Here is a 16,141-nt window from a genome sequence, read left to right as displayed (position 1 = left end):
GCCGAGGCGGCCACCGGTCCGTGCTCGGCCATTTGGCCAAGGGCAGCACTGGTCGGCGATGATGAGGGGGCGGGTACGGTCTTCTCGGGTGATCGTAAGGCGTAGACAACCTCATGGTCCTGAAGGTCGTGCCTGCCTGCCTAGGCAACCTCGCGCCCGGCACCCCCAGTCTGGCCTGGACTTGTCAAGCCGGAGCGTTTACCTGCGCGGCGTGGTAGGGGACAGCGAAGGGCAGACCGAGGTCGGAGGGCAGGAGAGCGCCGATCCAGGTGTCCCTCAGCGAGTTGTCGCTGGTCTGCGCCGCACGCAGGACCCTCTCCATGACAGAGCCGACCTTCATTGCCACCGCCCAGGAGGCCGTATTCCCTGCTTCCGCTCGCCACTCCAGGCGCTGCCCCCCAATTCGGTGAAGGACCAGGTGGCCAAGGCGCGGACCGCCTCCGCCGCGTAGCCGCGGCCCCTTCGCTCTGCCACAGTCCAGTACCCGATCGCCCACATGTCGTGGTGACGGTGCACATTGACCGATGCGACCAGATCTCCGTCGTTCCGGGTCTCCACGAAGTGGTACATCGTGCCATCACGCCGGCCACGCGGCACTATCTGGCCCAGGTAGAAGGCCGCGTGTTGGCGTTCGTACGGTGTCGGGAGGTCCGTCCACCGCTGAGCAGATCGGCGCGCGCCGCGCCGGCTGCGCCATCCCCGACAGTGAGCGGCATCGCCCCGAATGGCAGATGGCCGTGGAGATGCTCGACGAGCTCGCGGGGTGGGGCCTGGCGCCGCCGGTGGTGGTGGCCGATGCCGCCTACGGCGACAACGCGCATCTGCGCACCGCCCTGGAGATGCGTGGCCTGGCCTATGTGCTGCAGGTCAAAGGCGTGGTCACCGCCCATGACGTGCGCGCCCAGCCCGAGACGATCACTTACTCGGGGCTGGGGCCGCATCCCCGACCGCGTTATCGCACCAAGCCGGTCGGCCTGCGTGAGCACGTGCTGGCCGCCGGCCGTGCCGCCGCGGTGAGGCTGACCTGGCGGGCCGGCTTCAGGGGCAGCTTGACCTCGCAGTTCGTGATCGTGCCGGTCCGCGTAGCCGGCCGCAGACCCCGCCCGGCCGATGACGGTTCGCTGCCGATCAGCCAGATGATCGCGCAATGGCCCGACGGCGAGTCCGCGCCGGTCACGTACTGGCTGTCCAACCTGCCCGCCGACACTGCACCGGCCGACCTGGTCGCCCTGGCCAAGATTCGCTGGCGGATCGAGCATGATTACCGCGAGCTGAAGTGCGGCCTGGGGCTGGACCATTTCGAGGGCCGTTCCTGGACCGGCTGGCACCGGCACGTCACCTTGGTGACCGCCGCGCACCTGTTCTGCACCGAGCTACGCCTGAGCAGCCCAAAAGCGGTTGGGGCGGCCTGACGCTCTACCGGGTCCTCAAAGGACTGCAGGCGCTGCTGGCCACCTGGACAGGCCGATGCCCCACCTGCCGACGGCGACCGCCCTAACCACCTAACAAAGCACTACTAGCTGGCGGCTGGGGTCAGGTTCGGGAGAAGACCGCCGCTTCAGGGGCAGGGCGATTCACTGGGCCGTATCTCGCTGGGCCGTTACGAAGTGAGCAGCGGTTCCGGGTTTCGAGACCCAGGGGTTGGACCGGTACCTGCCGCCGTTCGGCCCGAAGGCGGGCAGCCCAGGCGGCGGTATTTGCCGGGGGCCATGCCGTACTCGCGCTTGAAGGCGTTGGCGAAGGCGAACTCCGAGCCGTAGCCGACCGCGGCGGCGATCTTGCTCAGCGCGGTGTCAGAGTCGTGCAGCATGCGCGCAGCCGTGCCCAGTCGCCACCAGGTCAGATAGGTCAGCGGTGGCTGCCCGACGAACTGGGTGAACCGGCGGGAGAACGCCGCGCGGGACAGCCCGGCACGGCGGCCGAGCGACTCGACCGTCCACGGGTGGGCAGGGTCGCGGTGGATGCCGTCGAGCGCGGCGCTGATGGCCGGGTCGGCCAGCGCGGCGGCCCAGCTGTCAACCTTGCAGTGCTCCATCGAGACGTCGAACCAGGCACGCAGGATGTACAGCAGCAGCATGTCCAGCAGCGCCGACACCACCATGTCCGCGCCTGGCCGCGGGTCGTCGATCTCCTTGCCGAGCTGCTCGACGGCGGCGCGCAGCTCGGCGTTGTGCCCCAGCCTGGCGGGCAGGTGGATCATCTCGGGCAGCCCTCTGAGCAGCGGATGCGCGCGGTTGGAGTCGAGCTGGTAGCCGCCGCAGAGCATCACGGTGACGGGCCCGGTGCCCTCCATGGAGGTCGAGGAGAACAGCTCGGCGTGGGCATAGGGGTCACAATCGGGCTCCGCGATGGGGCTGGTGGGTGAGTCGGCCAGCGCGTAGCCATGCCCGTGGGGGAAGAACAGCACGTCGCCCGTCCCAATCGGGATCGGCTCGCCCTCCGGCGGGATCGCCCAGCACGAGCCCTGCAGCACCACCTGGAAGCCTGCCGAACCAGGCGCTGATGGGAACCGCTGCCCCCAGGGCGCCGGCCACTCGACACGCGCCGAGCGCGGCACGCCCATGCGCATGGAGGCGATCACGTCGCTCAGCATGTCCATGCCGTCAGTTTAACGTGGGAGACGATCGCGTATAAATCGCAGACAGAAGCGCATTGGCTGTCTTCCATAGCGCTCCTATGGTTGACGACATGACAAGAGTCCTGGTCAGCGGGGCGACCGGCACGATCGGCCGCCCGCTGGTGAACCAACTTGAAGACGCGGGCGCCGACGTCCGCACGGTGACAAGGGAGCTGACCGACCCGGTCGCGCTGGAGGCGGCTCTCGACGGTGTCGACGCGGTGTTCCTGCTGTGGCCGTTCGCCTCGGCCGAGGGCGCTCGCGAGGTGCTGGAACTGATCGGGGCGCGGCGGGTGGTCTACCTGTCCTCGGCCGCCGCGCGCCCGCACGAGGTCGAGATCGAGCGCCTGATCGCTGGGACCGCCCGGGAGTGGACGGTGCTGCGCCCGCACGCGTTCGCGGCCAACACCTTGCGGTGGGCCGAGCAGGTCCGCGCGGGCGTCGTGCGGCAACCATACGGCGAAGCGGCCTTTTCTCCCATCCACGAGCGGGACATCGCGGCCGTCGCGGTGCGCGCGCTGCTCGGCGAAGGGCATCACGGCGCGGTCTACACGCTGACCGGACCCCGGCCGCTGACCCAGCGGGAGCAGGCGCGGGCGATCGGCGCAGCGATCGGCCGGCCGGTCCGCTGGGTGGAGGAGCCTCTGGAGGAGGCCAGGCAACGGCTGCTCGGGCTGGGGTGGCCGGCGGAGGCCGTGGACGGGATGCTGCGCAGTCTGGTCGAGCCCGGCCCGGCCACCGGGACCGTGGAGGAGGTCACCGGAGCGCCCGCGAGCACGTTCGAGACGTGGGCGAGCGAGCACGCCGTGGACTTTCTCGGCACCATGCGGGCCGCCCGAATTCACGAGTACGGCGACGCCTCGGTGATCTCGCTGGATGAGGTGCCGGTGCCGAAGCCCGGACCGGGCGAGGTACTCATCAGGGTGGCCGCGACGTCGTTCAACCCGTCGGAGGTCGGCCTACGGATGGGCCTGCTGCAGGACGTGCTCGGCGTCACGCTGCCGCACACGCTCGGCTGGGACGTCGCGGGCACCGTGGTCACCGGGGCGGGTGACCTTGCCCCTGGCGACCGGGTGATCGGGCTCATCGACGGGGCGGCGGCCGAGTACGCGGTCGCGAAGGCGAGCGTGCTGGCCAGGGCACCGGAGCGGATCCCGCTGGCGGACGCGGCTGCCGTGCCGGTGGCCGGGCTCACCGCATGGCAAGCGGTCTTCGAGCATGCCCGCATCGGCCGCGGCAGCCGGGTGCTGATCAACGGGGCCGGCGGCGGCGTCGGGCTGTTTGCCGTGCAACTGGCCAAGCATGCGGGCGCGCACGTGGTGGCGACCGCCAGCCCGCGCAGCACCGCTGCCGTGCGGGCGCTGGGCGCCGACGAGGTCGTCGACCACACCACCGCTCCCCTGCCGGGCGGCAACGACGTGCTGATCAACCTGGTGGCCGACGTGCCCGCCTCGGTGACGCAGCTGGCCAAGGAGTTCGTCTCGATCACCCAGCCGATCGAGCATCCACGCGCTGTCCAGTTCGTGGCCCGCAACGACCCGGGCCAGCTGACCGAGCTCGTGGCGCTGATCGACAAGGGCGTGGTGGACGTCGAAGCGGACGTTCGCCCGCTGGAGTCCCTGGCGGACCTGCACCGGGCCGCCGAGCGCGGTGTTATCCGCGGAAAAGTCATAGTGAAGGTGGAGCCGTGATCAAGATTGGCATCATTGTCGGCAGCACGCGGCCGGGACGCAATGGCGAGGCCGTCGCCCGCTGGGTCCACGACCACGCGGTCAGGCGCGGCGACGCGCACTACGAGCTGATCGACTTGAAGGACTACGACCTGCCCCACCTCGACGAACCGCTCGCCGCGGCCACCGGGGTCTATGAGCACCCGCACACCAAGAGGTGGTCCGACACCATCGCCGACTTCGACGGCTTCGTCTTCGTGACGCCCGAGTACAACCACTCGACCACCGGCGCGCTCAAGACCGCCATCGACTTCCTGTTCGCCGAGTGGCACGACAAGGCCGCAGGCGTGGTCGGCTACGGCGTCAGCGGCGGTGTGCGGGCGGCCGAGCACCTGCGGCAGGTGCTCGGCCAGGTCAAGGTGGCCGACGTCCAGGTGGCCGTGGAACTGCTGATGCACGCCGACTTCGAGAACTTCACCACCTTCAAGCCTGCCGCGCATCAGGAGGACATGCTGAGCAAGCTGCTCGACCAGGTCGTCTCTTGGAGCACGGCGCTGCGACCGCTCAGAGTGTGATCTGAAGATCAAACAGTACGTGAGCGGTCGCCTAACGGGACTTTTCGTTCCGAGGCTCGTCAACCCTCGAGTAATCAGGGTTACGGTTCGTGTCGCAGCATCCGCCGAACATGGCCTGTCGCCAACGAAGCTGTCATCAGGTATGCGCGGAGACTGTCAGTTCTGCTCAGCGAGCCAGCGAGAGCAAGGGCCGAGAGGTCGGTCAGCGCGATCATGCGGGCTGCAGTCGCCTTGCAAGTGACACCTGGTCAACTACCGGCATCGGAACGAACAAGGCCGGCCCGCCAGGCCCCGCCTGTCAGCGTGAGGAAGAACGATGGCATCGATCGTCTTCGGGACACTCGCCGTAATCGCATTGATCGTGGCCGTGGTGCTGTTCCTCGTGTTGAGGCGGAAGCCGCACACCCGGGTCGGGGCGTATGTCAGCGCGACGTTCATCCTCCTGGGCGCGGGGATGCTCACCATGGGCTCCATCTCGTTCGCGAGCCTGGAATCCGCCGCGCTGCGGACCTTCACGCCGGAGGAGCGCGCGGCGGCGGTGCCGTGCAACGCGGCGGTCCTGGGGGCCGAGGAGACGTCCAACAAGCTCAACGGACGCTACATCTGGCTGTTGCGGCTCCGCGTGACCCCTCAAGCCGGCAGCCCGTACGAGATCGAGCGCACGGCCCGGCTCACCTCGTCCATGGGGGAACGCCTGGAGCAGGGGAACGTCGTGCTTTCCTGCCTGGTGGCTCCCACCGACCACACCCGGATCGAGATCTCGGCCCTGGCCTGAGCCGTCCATTGGAACGTCCTCCGAGCCGAGTCCAAAGGGGAGGCGCAGCCTGCCGAGATCCATCCCGACCTGCGGGCCATCGCGGCCGCATCGGCGGCGGGAACACTCGTGGTCTGGTGGCCCGCGTTCACGCTGGGCGCCTTCAACGCCGTCTTCTTCGACAGCGTGCTGGCGCTCTGGGCGGCGGGTACGGCCGTGCTGCTCTCGGGTGTGCTGCTGCGCAGCAGAGGCGCGGTGCCCTGGGGCGGGTGGATCGCCTTGTCACTGCCCTCGGTCTGGGTCGTCCTGGCCATTGTGACGCGGAGAGGCCAGGGTTTTCCCTTCTTTCATTACTTTGAGGTCGTGTTCACCATGGCGGGCGCCCCGGCGTTCACATGGCTGCTGTCGAGGCTTCTCCTGCCGGACTACGCCCAGCTCCCTGTGCCGCACCGCCTGAGAGCCGTCGGCGTCACGATCGTCACGGGGGTTCTGGCCTTCCTGCTCGACAAGTTCAATCACCTGTTCCTCACGTGCGCGGATTTCGACATCAGCGGCAACAACACCCCCGCCAACTGTGCCCCCGGAAAACCCTTCCATCTTCTTTGCGACCAGAGTCCCCCGACCTGGGCCGACGCGGGCGAGTCCACCTACTCTCCGGTTACCTCAGCGAAACGGGGCGCACTGTGTGCCCAATGCACCCCATGACCACCGAGATCGCCGCACCATCATTGGGCGCACGTGCGGGAGGTGTTGGCGGGATTGACTGCGATCAGTTCGCGACCGGCGCTTTCAGCCTTGTCCGCGAGAACCCGCAGGAACACCCCCAACCCGCATCCACAATCGACCGGTTCAGCCCGGACTTGGCCGACCCGCCGTTGAGCAGATAGCCGCCCGCACCATCCGGCCTCGGCGCGGCCCGCCTGGTCATGCTCGCGACCTGAAGGTCCTCGTGCACGATCACCTCGTAGGCGCGGACCAGGGCGAGCGCGGCCTTGTGCGCGCCGTCGAGCCGCTGGCGGCGCACCGTGGCGTGCAGCGCGGCGAGGCGAGCCACGGCCTTGCGTCGCCGGGTGGACCCGGGTTTCTTACGGGCAAGAGCCCGCTGGGCGGCGGCCAGCCGGTAGGTGATGCCCTTGGCCCGCTGGTCGGTGCGGGCCAAGGGGGTAAACGCCTCGGTGGCGAACGTCTCGAGTCGTTGCCGGATGCGCGCGAGCTGTGTGGGGGTCACGCCCGCATCGAACCACCACACAACCGACCCGACCAGCCACAACACGCTGACCTAACAAAGCACTACTAGGCCGGGGTCACGATCTGGATCAGGTTTCCGCAGGTGTCGTCGAAGACCGCCGTGGTCACCGGTCCTGCCTCCATCGGCTCCTGTGTGAACGTCACCCCCAGCCCGCGCAGCCGCTCGTACTCCGCCTGCACGTCTGTGACCTGGAATGAGGTGGCCGGAATGCCATCGGCGACCAGCGCCTTCTTGTACGGTCCGACTGCGGGGTGCCCGTCCGGCTCCAGCAGCAGTTCCGTGCCCTCGGGGTCTTCTGGTGAGACGACCGTCAGCCACCGGGCCCCGCCCACTGGGATGTCGTGCTTCTTGGTGAAGCCGAGCATCTCGGTGTAGAAGTCGAGGGCTTTCTGCTGGTCGTCCACGAACACGCTGGTGACGTAGATCTTCATGGTGCCTGTCCTTTTCTGGTGATCGGCCACCGCTCGAAGATGGCGGCCAGGGGAGTGGTGTCGAGGTGGTGGAACTTGTATCGCCCCTGCTTGCGTGTGGTGATCAACCCGGCCTCCTCCAGCACCGCCAGATGTTGGGATACGGCCTGCCGGGTCAGGCTCAGCTGATGTCGACCCGTCAGGCGGACGCAGATCTCGAACAGGGTCTGGCCGTCGCGCTCGGTCAGCTCGTCGAGGATGGTCCGCCGAGTGGGGTCGGCGAGGGCCTTGAAGACATCGCCCATGCGCCGAGGATAGGCAAGCCGTCACTTGCCTGTCAATGTGGAGATGCTGCGTCCTCGCCGGCACACAGGCTGAGCCCTCACAAGGTCGCCACGGCGACGGCCGCCAGTACGGAGGCGATGAAACCACCTGCGACCACCAGGGTCGCCGCGATCAGTGGCAGGCGCCGGCTCCACTCCCGCAGCCGCGGCGATCTCGTCGCGTTCGCCAGCGCGTTCCTGCCTCGCAGTACGGCGACGCCGATCCCGGCGAGGGTGCCCGCCATTCCCACGCCGAACGCCGCCACCATGGCGAGGGCGAACGCGGCCCTACCGGTGAGCAGGCCGGTGAGCAGCAGCAGGAAGGCCGAGGGCGAGGGAAGCAGCCCGCCCGACGCACCCATCGCCACGATGCCCCGCCACGTCAGCAACGAGGCGGCGTCCCCGTGCCCATGACCGTGCCCATGGCCATGACCGTGCCCATGGCCATGACCGTGGCCGTGCTCTCGGCGGCGGTTGCGCAAGTGCCGCAGAAGGAGTCCCACGCCGATTCCGAGAACGACGAGCGAGGCCGCGAGCTGCAGCCACCTCGTCACGGTCCCCAGCGAGGGCGCACTGTCCACGGCCAGCCACCAGCCGACGGCCAGCACGGCCACCGACACGGTGTGCATGACCGCCACCACCGCGCCCAGCAGGACCGCGTCACGAGCCCGGCCGTTGCCGCCGACCAGATATCCGGCCGTCAACGTCTTGCCGTGTCCCGGCGCGCAGGCGTGCACCGCTCCCGCCATCAGTGCGACCAGCAACGCAAGGGGCGGCACGACGTCGTTGTCCAGCAGCGAGAACAGCTCGGCCGTCCACAGTTCGGCGGACGCGATCGGCGGACCGGGTGCGTTCACCTCACCGTCGAGGCGCAGTACGTGCGCGGGGGCCGTCGCGGTGTGCAGCGCGCCCCCGCCACCCGGCGTCGTGGACACCGTCCGGTATGCCCGGTCGGCCTCGATCAGTGCGGTGATCTTGAGCGTGACGGCGCGGACCTCGGTCCGGCACCGGAAGCGCAGGACCGCGCCCGAGGCGGCGAGAGCCTCGACCCGCACCGCCTCCAGCGCGCATGCCGTTCCGTCCTGCGCGACCTCGATGTGCTCGCCGAGGTAGTCGCCGACCCGCTCGCCCCGATCCGTGGCGATCTTGTCGAGCCTCGCCAGGTCGTCGGAGGCCGCCGACCAGGTCACCTCGACCGTGTTGCCGCGAGCGGTGACCTTCGCCGCGAGCGGCGGGCCGAAGGGGTGCGCCCACCCCGGGCCCGCCGCTCCCAGCAGGATCAGCGTCGCCAGGCTCGCGGTCGCGAGCAGGCGGACCAGAACCCGTGTCAGAACCACGGTCACTGACCGGAACCGCCGTGGCCGCGGACCTTCGTGGCCGCGAACGCGTGGATCGAACCGTCGTCGGTGAGCGCGAACAGCAGGTCGCCGCTCACCGACAGCGCCGACGCCACGCCCGCGCCCAGGTTGTGGTCGGCCAGTTTGCGGCCGGTCGCCCGGTCCAGCGCCACCACACGCCCGTCCCAGGTTGTGGCGTAGACCACGGTCTCGGTCGCCAGCGCGTGCATCGCCGGGGACCCGGGGCCGGCCGCCGCGCACCCGGCGGCGACCCGCCACTTGTCATCCATCGGGCTCTCGCCGGGCAGATAACCCAAGGGCGTCTCCCAGACCGGCTTGGCGGGGTCGGCCGAGGCCGTGTCGTAGGCTCTGACCACTCCGTCGATGCTCGCCACGTATGCCATCGCGCCCCGGGTCGCCGGGCTGGTCGCCGGCGGCGGCCCGGGTTCGCAGGCGCTCGCCGTACCGAGCTTGGCGTGCCACAGCACCTTGGCGCCCGCCTGCGGGTCGTGACCGCGGACGCCGGAGGTGGTCGCGGTCACGAGCTGCGTGTCGGTGAAGGCGGGCGAGGACTGGGTGAAGAGGTCGCCCCCGGTGTTCACCGAGGCCTGCTGTGCGCAGGTGGTCAGGTCCATCGCGATCAGCGTCTGGCTGGACCCCGAGTGCAGGTAGGCGGTGGTGGCACCGGGCCGCCGTACGGCGACGCTGTGGAACTCGCCCCAGCCGGCGGGCGCGCTGAACCCGCCCGGCAGACGGGTGCCGGTCTTCGCGTCGCGACAGAGGACGGTGTCCCACGCCTGGTAGACCGCCACGGTGCGGCCGGGCAGGTCGAAGACGCTCACCGGTCCGCCTGCTCGGCCGTAGCGGCGCACGGTCGTCCCCGTGGTGTGCTCGTCGTCGATCGTCTCCCACACCACCTTGCCGGTGTCCGTGTCGAGGGCGTAGACGCGTCCGACGCCCGTGGTGAGATACACCTTGCCGTCGTGCACGGTCGGGAAGGACTCGGCGTCGCCGTCCAGGTAGGTGCGCCACAGCTCCGCGCCGGTCAGCGCGTCGTAGGCGAGCATCATGCTGTACGGCGAGTCGAACGCCTGCGAGGCGACGATCACCTTGCCGTCCGACACGGCCGCGCCGTTGAGGTGGAACTGCTCGCCGGTGTTGGCCGCCCAGCGCAGGTCGAGCCTGGCGCCCGGGTCGTCCTTGGCTGATGAGCGGGACTCCTCGTCGCCGCCCTGCCGGGTCCAGTCCTGGCCCAGGCCGGGCCGGTTGAGGCGGGAGTCGGCGATTACCTCGAAGGTGGTCTTGGCCGCCGGCCAGGCCTTGCCCGCGGTGTCGACCGCGGCCATCTCCGCGGTGTAGGTGCCCGGGCGCAGGCCGGTGATGCGGGTGCTGACCCTGGTCCAGGAGACATGCGCCTGGGGGCACGGCTCGGCCGTACCGCCTGGGGGTGTGTAGCAGTTGACCCGGCCGGTGGGCTCGGTCGCGCGGCCGAACTCCAGGTCGCGGTCCCGGCGGATCACCCTGCCGTTGCCGGCGCGGATGGTCAGCGTGGCGGTGGCGGGGGTGCGGCCGTCGTCCTCGGCGTACAGCTCGACCGGGACGCCGCTCTTGGCGCCGTGCACGCTGCCCTGGGCCGGGCTGACCAGCGCGACGTCGTCGTCGATCTCGAACTGGCGGTGCGTGCCGGTGATGTAGCCGATGTCCTCGTTGTGCTTGGTGTCGGGGTCGTCGGTGATGCCGCTGAAGTCGAGGATCTTGTAGTCGGGTCTGGCGGAGTCGATGCCGTAGACGCCCATGTTGTTGACCTCGACCGATCTGGCGAACGCGCCGCGCCGATATTCGGCCTGCTGGTTGTGGCCGGCGGCGAACATCCGCACGTCGTGCTTGGCCAGTTCGTCGACGGTCGGTTGCATGCCGGCGCCGGGACCCCACTTGGTGAACAGCGAGCGGTGCGCGAAGACCAGCACCTGCTTGCCGGTCGCGTGCCTGCGCAGGTCCTCGCGTAGCCATTCCAGCTGCGGGGCCAGACCTCTGGAGTCGTAGTTGTCCTCCAGGACCACGACGTGTCGTCCGTTGCGGTCGAAGCTGTACCACTCGGGGCCCATGTTCCTGCGCCAGTACTCCAGGCTGCCGCCGTAGCCGGTGGAGGTCGCGGTGCCGCCGACGTCGTGGTTGCCGATGACCGGATAGTACGGATGACCGAGTGAGCCCTTGCGCAGGCCCTCGCGCAGGATGTCGTAGCCGCCCTGGCGGCGAGGCTCGGCCGCGTAGTCGGTCACGGTCAGGTCGCCCGTGGTCATGGTCAGCGTGGCGCCGTGCACCTCGGACATCGCCTCGACCTGGCCCTGCCAGCGCGGCAGCGCGCTCTTCGCCTCCGCGTCGGTGCGGTTGCCCACCTCGACGTCGGAGACCATCAGCCACTTCTCCGTCGGGTCGGCGGCGTTGGCGTCGGGAACCAGCGCGAAGTCGAGTCCCTTGAGGGGGCCCTGTCCACCCGGTACCTCGCGGAAGAAAGCCGGCACGGAGTCGTCGCGCAGGACCGGCGTGTAGCCGTTCGGCGAGATGACGCTGATCAGGTCGGTCTCCCTGCGCCTGCGGTCGACGGCCAGCGTGTAGCCGCCATCGGCCGTGGTGGTCGCCCAGACCGCGCCGTCGGTGACGGACACGCCGGGCAGGCCCTTTTCCCCGGTGTCCCGGACGCCGTCGCCGTCCTGGTCGGCGAATACCGTGCCTTCGACGGTCACGAGGTCCGAGCCGGCGCCCGCCAGGGTGAACGTGACCGGGGCGCTCAGCGGATCGTAGCCGTCGTCGGCCAGGAAGTGCGCGGTCCAGGACCCCTCGCCGAGGGCACCGGTGTCCAGCGTGACGGTTCCCGAGGCGAGGGGTGCCCGCACCCAGGTCTTCGACGCGGTGGAGCCGGGCTTGTCGGCGGTGCCGTAAAGGCCCACCCAGTTGAGCGCGTTCGGTCTGTCGGTGGTGTAGCGGAAGGTGACCGGCTCGCCGGCCTTCGGGCCGGCGGTGGTGAGCGCAAGCGTGCCGGTGGGGGCGGCCATGTCCGGAGAGGCACTCGTCGGAGAGGCGCTCGGTTGCGTGGTCTGGCTGGGTGCGGGGTCCGCCTCGGTGGCGCTCCCCGGATCGTCCACGGCGGCCAGCGCGGCGCTCGGCGCGAGCATCGCCAGCGCGGCCGCGGCCGCCACGACGCCCAACCATCCCTTACGGCGACGCAGCCACATCAATCCGGTGGCGGCCAGTACCAGGCCGAGAAGCATCGCCACGAGGTACGGCGTCGGCCACGGGGAGGCGGGCGCGTGCGAACCGGTGGCGTCGACGACGGGGAGGGCGTTCGTCGCGTTCGAGGTGACACCGTCGAACTCCGTGACGATCTCCGACAGCCCGCCTGCGCGCAGCAGCCCGCCCAGGTCCAGGCTGTCCACCGTGCACGACCACGCGAGCTCGACGACCACACCGCCGGGGATGCCGCCGGCGTCGCCGGACACCCCTTGAGCGCTGACCGGGCATCCACCTCCCAGAAGGGCCCTCGCCCAGGCTCCGGCGCGCTCGGGGGAGACGACGTCCTTGTGCACAACCAAGCGACCGCTTGTTAGTCCGGCCGCCGTGCCGACGACCAGCTCGGCATGGCCACGGGTCAGATGAGCGGACGCGGGACCAGCGCAGATGCCAAGCGTTACGGCCAGCGCCACGGCGAACACGCCGACGGCACGCATGGCCCGGGGTAAATGATGCCTTGTGTGTGACATGGCACAAAGCTAGACAAGTTGATCGGCCGGGCTCGAGCTTTACCGGGGATGTTCATCCCCTTCGCACCATGAATTCACTTACGTCCCTGACAGCACTTCGACGCCCTTTTGTACCCGTACGCACGCGGAACCCGGCGGCTACGAAATCGTCGAGACCGCGCGGAGCGCTTGGGAGCGCTTGGGAGCAGGCGCATCCGGCCAGGTCCCGAGACCTTCCGGACGGGAGGGGACGGTCCGGCGATCCGGGCGAGTCATGGCCGCGGTTTCGCAGACATATCCGGTCCGGGCCGAATACGGTGGCTTGTTGACGATCGGCTAAGCCCGCAAGCCTTCCGGAGTCTCCTCATGCGTACCGCAGCGGCAATCCTCTCCTTCCTGCTCGCCCTCACCGTCCTGCCCGCCCGGCCGGCCATCGCCGCGGTTTCCGCCTCGCCGCTGCCGGGCGGCAAGAGCACCTATGTCGTCTCACAGGGTCATCTGAAGGCCGCCTCCCGGCAGAACTGGGTACGCCTGGGCAGCTACCGCTTCGCCGCCGACGGCACGGTGAGCGCCGCCCTCTACCTGTGGTGGCAGCGTCATCCCAAGGCCAGACAGCGCACCGGCACCGTCCCCGACCCGAGCTGCACCACCAAGGCGGGCGGTGCCGCGTCGCGGCCCCGCGCCTGCGAGGTGCTCACCGCCGGAGGCTTCACCGCCGCCCCCGACGAGAGCCGCACCGGGACGTACACCGTGGCGGGCGGCGTGCTCACCATCCGCTGGAAGATCGCCCAGACGTGGACGGAGCAGTGGTACGTGCGGCCCTCGCCTGACGGCAGGCTGGCCCGCCTGGACCTCAAGCAGAGCACGCTGGCCACGCACGGGTACGGCTACGGCAGCAACGCCGCACTCGGCACCCGCCGCGCGATGAGCTCGGTGAAGGCGTTCCCCGGCTCACTCAGGCAGGACCTGACGAGCTGGGCGGGCGGCAAGCTCGTCACGTCCGGCAGTCAGCCGTTCGGCCACTCCGCCTTCCACGCCTGCGCCGCCACCACCTCGTGCCTGACCTACCTGCAACCGTCCTCGCGCGGCGCGTGTCAGAAGTCGGGTGGCTGCCCCAAGTACGGCGGCGGAACGCGCTCCAACGTCAGCTCCATCCAGTACTACCTCACGATGATCTCCAAGTCCGACCGCCGCGACACGCTGTGGCACTGGTGCACCTGCCTGGCGATGGAGCGCGGTGAGTTCTGCTACACCGGCAACTCCCACGTCAAACCGCTCATGCAGATCATCGACGACACGGGAGCCTTCCGCGGCTGGGTCGGCGCGGAGGCGTCCTTCTCGACCGGCTCCCGGGCGACGGACATGCTGGCGGTGCTGCGCATCTCCGACTTCCGCTGACCGGTCCGCGGGGGGCGAGAGTGGGCAGGGCGCCGGGTGCCATCGCCCCCGGCGCCCGCTCCCGAGCGGACAGGTCGCTACCGTTACCCCGGGCAGTTGCGGGGGCCGATGTCCTGCCCAGCACCGACAATGGTGACCTGGGCAGAGTTTTCCGGCACCGCGGCGGCGGCCGTGCACACGATCTGCTCGACGGCCAGTGTGGACAGTTCGCCGGCCGCAGTGGACAGGGTCACCACCAGGTGGCCGGTCGGCTTGACGGTTACCGAGAACGGGCCGGCTCCGGGCGGGACCTCGGTGGTGAAGCCGTGTGCCTGCTCCCTCGCGGTGGGCCCGGCCGCCAGCAGCGCGAGCGTGTCCGCTCGGAACAGTGGTCGACCACCGGGCCGCGTTACCGCGCTGAGCCGGCCGTTCTTCACCAGGTAGATGGTGATCTTCATGGCTGGTGCGACGGTCGGTGCGACGGTCAGTGCGACTGCTCCGCTCGGCGGGTCTCCGGCGGGGATGGCGTCGCTGGGTTGCACACCGCAGCCGGCCACGGCGACGAGCGATACGAGGCCCGCGGCGAGCACGCGGCGGGCGATCCCGGTCCTCACTCGGGGCCTCCGTCCGGATCGTGTGCCCGGCGTGGCAGGCGCAGCGCGAAGACGGCGCCGCCGTCCGGGGCGTTGGTGACGGTGAGGTCGCCTCGGTGCAGGCGCGCGTTCTCCCGCGCGATGGCCAGGCCCAGGCCGCTGCCCTCGGACCTGGCCCTGGCCGCGCTGGCCTTGTAGAACCGGTCGAACACGTGCGGCAGTACCGCTCCGTCCAGCCCCGGCCCGTGGTCGCGGACCTCCAGAGCGATCCGGTGCGGGTCGGCCGACAGCCGTACCGACACCGGTGGCTCGCCGTGCCGCAGGGCGTTGCCGACCAGGTTCGCGAGGATGACGTCCACCCGGCGCGGGTCCAGCCGTGCCGTCACCGCGGCTGGAAGCTCGGTGTGCACCTGCTGCGACCAGCCCCGCGTACGCAGGGTCGCGCGCACCAGCTCGGCCACGTCGACATCGTTCAGCGCGAGGGCCGCGACGCCGGAGTCGAACCTGCTGATCTCGATGAGGTCGTTCACCAGAGCGGTGAGGTTGAGCGTCTCCTGGCTGACCAGCCTGGCGGCCCGGCCGGCGGGCTCGGGCAGCTCGGCCGCCTCCTCCTCCAGGACGTCGGCGACCGCGGTGAGCGCGGCCAGCGGGGTGCGCAGCTCGTGCGACACGTCGGCCACGAACCGGCGGGCGTCGGCCTCCATCTCGCGCAGCTGCTTGACGTGCCGTTCCAGCTCCGCGGCGGTGGTGTTGAAGGTGTGTGCCACGTCGGCCAGCTCATCGGAGCCGCGGACCGCGATCCTGGTGCGCAGCTCGCCCTGGCCCAGCAGGCGGGCCGCCCGGCCGAGCTCGCGCACCGGGCCCAGCACGCCATGGGCGGCCAGCAACGCCAGGACGACCGCGAACGCCAGGGCCGCCCCGCCGATGAGCCAGGCGAATATGGCCAGCCGGTCGATGCTGCGCTGTTCGGGAGCCAGGCTGTGCGTGATGTAGACCTCGATGCCGGACGCCCGCGTCGGCCGGTCCCCCTCGACGATCAGCAACGGCGTGCCGATGATCAGGTGGGGCCCGTCCTGCCACACCACGCGCTGCCACGCGACGTTGCCGCCGGCCACCTCCCGCCGCAGCTCCTTGGGGATCATCCCGGGATCCAGGCCCTGCCGGCATGGCCCGCCGAAAGGCAGGCACGGCCGGCGGGGGCCGGCCGGCGAGCGCCTCTCGTGGTAGACGGCGACCGCGTCGTTGTTGCCGTCGGCCACGGTGCGGGCGATCTCGCCGAGCTCACCCGCGTCCGGCGCCGGATTCTGCAACGGGTAGAGCGCCTGCAGGCGGCTTCTCATCGTCTGCACCGCGGCATCCTGGGCGCGCCCCAGGATGGCGTTGCGGGCCTCGACGTAGATCACGCCGGCCACCGCCGTCGCGGTGACCACACACAGCAGCGCGAACGCGGACAACAGCCGGGCACGCAGCCCCAGGCTCGGCAGAGGTGTCACCGGCCG

15 protein-coding genes and 2 pseudogenes are annotated in these 16,141 nt (G+C 70.2%); 6 read left to right on the top strand and 11 right to left on the bottom strand.

What is annotated here, in order from left to right; genetic code table 11:
- Positions 1-184: 184 nt before the first annotated feature.
- Together J2S55_RS41515 and J2S55_RS48540 are read right to left on the bottom strand one after the other, a co-directional pair.
- Complete coding sequence (locus J2S55_RS41515; RefSeq protein ID WP_306872631.1) at positions 185-322, bottom strand: hypothetical protein; 138 nt, start codon at positions 320-322, stop codon at positions 185-187.
- 14 nt (positions 323-336) lie between these two features.
- The gene (locus J2S55_RS48540; RefSeq protein WP_503167710.1) at positions 337-609 is read right to left on the bottom strand and encodes a GNAT family N-acetyltransferase; all 273 of its coding nucleotides are present in this window, start codon (positions 607-609) and stop codon (positions 337-339) included.
- 56 nt (positions 610-665) lie between these two features.
- Here J2S55_RS48540 and J2S55_RS41510 point away from each other — a divergent pair.
- A pseudogene (locus J2S55_RS41510) lies at positions 666-1,412 on the top strand (IS701 family transposase); the annotation flags it as partial.
- A gap of 188 nt (positions 1,413-1,600) precedes the next feature.
- Here J2S55_RS41510 and J2S55_RS41505 read toward each other — a convergent pair.
- Positions 1,601-2,599 carry an AraC family transcriptional regulator gene (locus J2S55_RS41505; RefSeq protein WP_306872626.1) on the bottom strand — a complete coding sequence of 333 codons (999 nt, stop codon included), beginning with the start codon at positions 2,597-2,599 and terminating at the stop codon, positions 1,601-1,603.
- Positions 2,600-2,688: 89 nt separating this feature from the next.
- Here J2S55_RS41505 and J2S55_RS41500 point away from each other — a divergent pair, with 89 nt between their 5' ends.
- The 4 genes from J2S55_RS41500 to J2S55_RS41485 all read left to right on the top strand — a co-directional run bounded on the left by J2S55_RS41500 (position 2,689) and on the right by J2S55_RS41485 (position 6,321).
- On the top strand, positions 2,689-4,308 hold the full coding sequence (locus tag J2S55_RS41500; protein WP_306872623.1) for an alcohol dehydrogenase catalytic domain-containing protein: 1,620 nt from the start codon (positions 2,689-2,691) through the stop codon (positions 4,306-4,308).
- Positions 4,305-4,862 (top strand): NADPH-dependent FMN reductase, encoded by a 558-nt coding sequence (locus J2S55_RS41495; protein ID WP_306872622.1) that lies wholly within the window; start codon positions 4,305-4,307, stop codon positions 4,860-4,862. Before J2S55_RS41500 ends, J2S55_RS41495 begins: the two co-directional genes overlap by 4 nt.
- A 316-nt stretch (positions 4,863-5,178) precedes the next feature.
- On the top strand, positions 5,179-5,637 hold the full coding sequence (locus J2S55_RS41490) for a hypothetical protein (protein ID WP_306872620.1): 459 nt from the start codon (positions 5,179-5,181) through the stop codon (positions 5,635-5,637).
- Between the two features lie 108 nt (positions 5,638-5,745).
- The gene (locus J2S55_RS41485) at positions 5,746-6,321 is read left to right on the top strand and encodes a hypothetical protein (protein WP_306872616.1); all 576 of its coding nucleotides are present in this window, start codon (positions 5,746-5,748) and stop codon (positions 6,319-6,321) included.
- A 20-nt stretch (positions 6,322-6,341) separates the two neighbouring features.
- Here the strand turns inward: J2S55_RS41485 and J2S55_RS48690 are convergent, their stop codons facing one another.
- The 6 genes and pseudogenes from J2S55_RS48690 to J2S55_RS41460 all read right to left on the bottom strand — a co-directional run bounded on the left by J2S55_RS48690 (position 6,342) and on the right by J2S55_RS41460 (position 12,519).
- Complete coding sequence (locus J2S55_RS48690) at positions 6,342-6,437, bottom strand: zinc ribbon domain-containing protein (RefSeq protein WP_442480495.1); 96 nt, start codon at positions 6,435-6,437, stop codon at positions 6,342-6,344.
- A 155-nt stretch (positions 6,438-6,592) separates the two neighbouring features.
- Positions 6,593-6,844: pseudogene (locus tag J2S55_RS48685) on the bottom strand (transposase); the annotation flags it as partial.
- 65 nt (positions 6,845-6,909) lie between these two features.
- Positions 6,910-7,296 carry a VOC family protein gene (locus J2S55_RS41475; protein ID WP_306872612.1) on the bottom strand — a complete coding sequence of 129 codons (387 nt, stop codon included), beginning with the start codon at positions 7,294-7,296 and terminating at the stop codon, positions 6,910-6,912.
- Positions 7,293-7,580 carry an ArsR/SmtB family transcription factor gene (locus J2S55_RS41470; protein ID WP_306872609.1) on the bottom strand — a complete coding sequence of 96 codons (288 nt, stop codon included), beginning with the start codon at positions 7,578-7,580 and terminating at the stop codon, positions 7,293-7,295. Before J2S55_RS41470 ends, J2S55_RS41475 begins: the two co-directional genes overlap by 4 nt.
- 77 nt (positions 7,581-7,657) lie before the next feature.
- Positions 7,658-8,935 (bottom strand): hypothetical protein, encoded by a 1,278-nt coding sequence (locus tag J2S55_RS41465; protein ID WP_306872608.1) that lies wholly within the window; start codon positions 8,933-8,935, stop codon positions 7,658-7,660.
- A gap of 2 nt (positions 8,936-8,937) precedes the next feature.
- The gene (locus J2S55_RS41460; RefSeq protein ID WP_306875833.1) at positions 8,938-12,519 is read right to left on the bottom strand and encodes an outer membrane protein assembly factor BamB family protein; all 3,582 of its coding nucleotides are present in this window, start codon (positions 12,517-12,519) and stop codon (positions 8,938-8,940) included.
- Positions 12,520-13,038: 519 nt separating this feature from the next.
- Here J2S55_RS41460 and J2S55_RS41455 point away from each other — a divergent pair.
- Entirely contained in the window at positions 13,039-14,070 is a 1,032-nt protein-coding gene (locus tag J2S55_RS41455) for a hypothetical protein (RefSeq protein WP_306872605.1), read from the top strand.
- A gap of 83 nt (positions 14,071-14,153) precedes the next feature.
- Here the strand turns inward: J2S55_RS41455 and J2S55_RS41450 are convergent, their stop codons facing one another.
- Together J2S55_RS41450 and J2S55_RS41445 are read right to left on the bottom strand one after the other, a co-directional pair.
- On the bottom strand, positions 14,154-14,663 hold the full coding sequence (locus J2S55_RS41450) for a GerMN domain-containing protein (RefSeq protein WP_306872602.1): 510 nt from the start codon (positions 14,661-14,663) through the stop codon (positions 14,154-14,156).
- Positions 14,660-16,135, bottom strand: a complete 1,476-nt coding sequence (locus J2S55_RS41445) for an ATP-binding protein (RefSeq protein ID WP_306872600.1) — start codon at positions 16,133-16,135, stop codon at positions 14,660-14,662. Before J2S55_RS41445 ends, J2S55_RS41450 begins: the two co-directional genes overlap by 4 nt.
- Positions 16,136-16,141: the final 6 nt, after the last annotated feature.

The organism is Streptosporangium brasiliense, from assembly GCF_030811595.1.
GTDB classification, from domain to species: domain Bacteria; phylum Actinomycetota; class Actinomycetes; order Streptosporangiales; family Streptosporangiaceae; genus Streptosporangium; species Streptosporangium brasiliense.
Note: the sequence above shows the minus strand (reverse complement) of the source record. Positions and strands in the feature narration are given on the sequence as shown.